Annotated in this window: 2 protein-coding genes and 1 pseudogene; all 3 read left to right on the plus strand. The window is 74.0% G+C overall.

Annotation, left to right across the window (positions count from 1 at the left end):
* The first annotated feature begins 1 nt into the window (after position 1).
* On the plus strand, positions 2 to 1165 hold the full coding sequence (locus tag CCR87_RS00330) for a BaiN/RdsA family NAD(P)/FAD-dependent oxidoreductase (protein ID WP_338048847.1): 1164 nt from the start codon (positions 2 to 4) through the stop codon (positions 1163 to 1165).
* Positions 1166 to 1515: 350 nt separating this feature from the next.
* A complete protein-coding gene (locus CCR87_RS00335; RefSeq protein ID WP_201155352.1) occupies positions 1516 to 2505 on the plus strand; it encodes an ABC transporter substrate-binding protein in 990 nt (329 codons plus the stop codon).
* A 46-nt stretch (positions 2506 to 2551) separates the two neighbouring features.
* Positions 2552 to 2817: pseudogene (locus tag CCR87_RS00340) on the plus strand (hypothetical protein); the annotation flags it as partial.

The following is a 2817-nucleotide window of genomic DNA, read 5'->3' on the forward strand; positions in this document are numbered from 1 at the left end:
AATCCTCGGGGCGGGGGCGGCGGGCCTGATGTGCGCCATCGAGGCCGCGCGCCGGGGACGGCGGGTGGTGGTGCTGGACCATGCCCGCGCGGCGGGCGAGAAGATCCGCATCTCGGGCGGGGGGCGATGCAATTTCACCAACCTTCAGATCTCTCCGGACCGCTTCCTGTCGCAAAACCCCCGCTTTGCGCGATCGGCGCTTAGCCGGTACACCCAGCAGGACTTCATCGACCGGGTCACGCACGCCGGCATCGGCTGGCACGAAAAGACCCTTGGGCAGCTTTTCTGCGACGGATCGGCGCGGCAGATCGTCGACATGCTGCTGCGCGACCTGCATGCCGCCGGGGGTGAGCTTCGCCTGGGCGTCCGCCCGGGGGCGGTGACCCGCGGGGCCGATGGCGGGTTCCGGGTCGAAACCGACGCGGGGGCGTTCGCGGCGCCCGCGGTGGTGCTTGCGACCGGAGGCAAGTCGATCCCGAAGATGGGGGCCAGCGATTTCGGCTACCGCGTGGCCGAGGCGTTCGGCCTCCGGGTCGTGCCGACCCGGCCGGCGCTCGTGCCTCTGGTGTTCACCGATGCGCAGCTGGAGGCGATGCGCCCGCTGGCCGGCCTCTCGGTCCACGCCCGGGTGGGGGTTGCGGGGCAGCGGATCGCGTTTCAGGAGGGGTTGCTGTTCACCCATCGCGGGCTGTCGGGCCCGTCGATCCTGCAGATTTCCAGCTACTGGGCGCCAGGCAGTGCGATCCGCGTCGATTTGTGCCCGGGGCGCGACCTGGCGGCCGAGGCCGAGGCGGGGCGCGCGGCGGGTCTGGGCGGGCGCGATCTGGTCAATGTGCTGGACCTGCCGCAGGCGCTGGCGCGCAGCGTGGTGGCGCGGGCCGCGTTGCGGGGGCGGCTGGCCGACCAGACCCGGGCGGGGTTCGCGACGCTCTCGCGCAGCGTCCACGACTGGCAGCTGGTGCCGGCCGGGACCGAAGGCTGGCGCACCGCCGAGGTGACGGCGGGCGGTGTCGACACGAGGGATCTGGACGCGCGCAGCTTTGCGGCGCGCGCGGTGCCGGGGCTGCATGTGGTGGGCGAGCTGGTCGACGTGACGGGGTGGCTGGGCGGCTACAACTTTCAATGGGCGTGGAGTTCGGGATGGGCGGCCGGGCAGGCGCTCTGAGCGGACGACGGCCGCCTGGCAGCGGGCCGGCGGGCATGGGGCCGACGCATGCGGCGCGGCCCCGGGCGGAGGGCGGCGCAGCGCGGGGGCCGCGCCCCTCGCCCCTCGCCAGCGCCCCTCGCCAGCGCCCGTCGGTTGCGCCCGAGGCCTCCGGGTTGGATTGCGTGGGGGCCAGCGAGGGGGGGCGCGGTCGGTCCGGCGTGGCACCTCATTGCGGCACCCGGTGGCCGCGCCAGCGACAGATGCGCACGGATGAATGTTTGAACCTTCCAGCGGGGGAGGGTTTGGTGCAGGCTGGACCACGCCCGCGTTGTCCCGACACGCCTGACCTGACTGGAGGCACCACCGCCATGCCCCGGAACCGCATCACGCGCCGTGCCGCGCTGGCCCTTGGGTTGGCGGGGCTCGCCGCCCCGTCCATCTTGGGCGCCCGGACCGCGCGCCTCGGGCGTCTGCGCCTGCAGACCCCGGCCTCCGGCCCTGGCATCCTGATGGCCCATGCCCGTGCGCGGGGGCTGCTGGCGGACCTCGCGGATGAGGTCGACCTGTCGATCTGGACCACGGCCGACGAGATGCGCGCGGAGTTGGTCTCGGGGCGGGTGCCGGTGACGGTCGTGCCGACGCAGGCGGCGGCCAGCCTGTACAATCGTGGCTTTGGCATCAGGCTGGTCGCCACGCTGACCGATGGGCATTGCGGGCTGGTCGCGCGCGGGATCGAGGGATGTTCGATCCCGGATCTGCGCGCGGGGTCGGTCGTGGTGCCCAATGTGAACGACTTCACCGGCCACATGATGCGGCTGGCGCTGGGCCATCACGGCATGACGCCGCAGGACGTGACGCTGATCCCCGCTGCCACGCAGATGGAGGCGGCGCAGGTTCTGCTGGCGGGGCGGGCCGATGTGGCGCTGCTGGCCGAACCCGCGGCCACCGCGGCGCTGCTGCGCGGGCGCAGCGACGGGCAGGACCTGCACCGGGGCGTGCAGATGCGCGATGTCCTGGGCGCGATCACGGGCCTGCGCCCGTCGCTGCCGCAGGCCGCGCTGGCGATGCGGGCAGACTACGCCGCCGAACACCCATGGCTCGCCGCCGCCCTGACCGGGGCGCTGGCGCAGGCCGCGGCATCGGTCAACGCCGATCCGGCCGCGGCAGCTTTGGATGCGGCTGCCTTTCTCGACCGCGCGGCGCCGCTGCTGGCGCAGGCGATCCCCTTTGCCCACATCGCCGTGCGATCCGCCACGGCCGCGCGACCCGAGGTCGAGGCGCTGTTCGCGGCGCTGATCGCGGCCGATCCGGGCCTGATCGGGGGCGCACTGCCGGATGACGGGCTTTATGCCCTCTGATCCGCCGTCCGCGTTGTCCCCTCGGTCAGGGGTCACGGCGGCGCCCGTGCGGTGGGCGGACTGGGCCGCGATGGCCCCGATCCTGGCCGCGCGCGCTGCCCTGCGCCTTGGCCCGCCCCTGCTGGGCATCGCACTGTTCCTGGGCGCGTGGCAGCTGGCGCATTGGCATTACGGGGGCTTCATCCTGCCTTCGCCGTGGCAGACCGGCGCGGCGGTCGCGGCCACTCTGTCGGGCGCCGGTGGCTGGGCCGCGCTGGGGATGACCGTCGGTCGGGTGGGGCTGGCGCTGGTGCTGTCGGCGCTGGTGGGCGG

This window comes from Rhodobaculum claviforme, from assembly GCF_016653255.1.
Lineage (GTDB): Bacteria > Pseudomonadota > Alphaproteobacteria > Rhodobacterales > Rhodobacteraceae > Rhodobaculum > Rhodobaculum claviforme.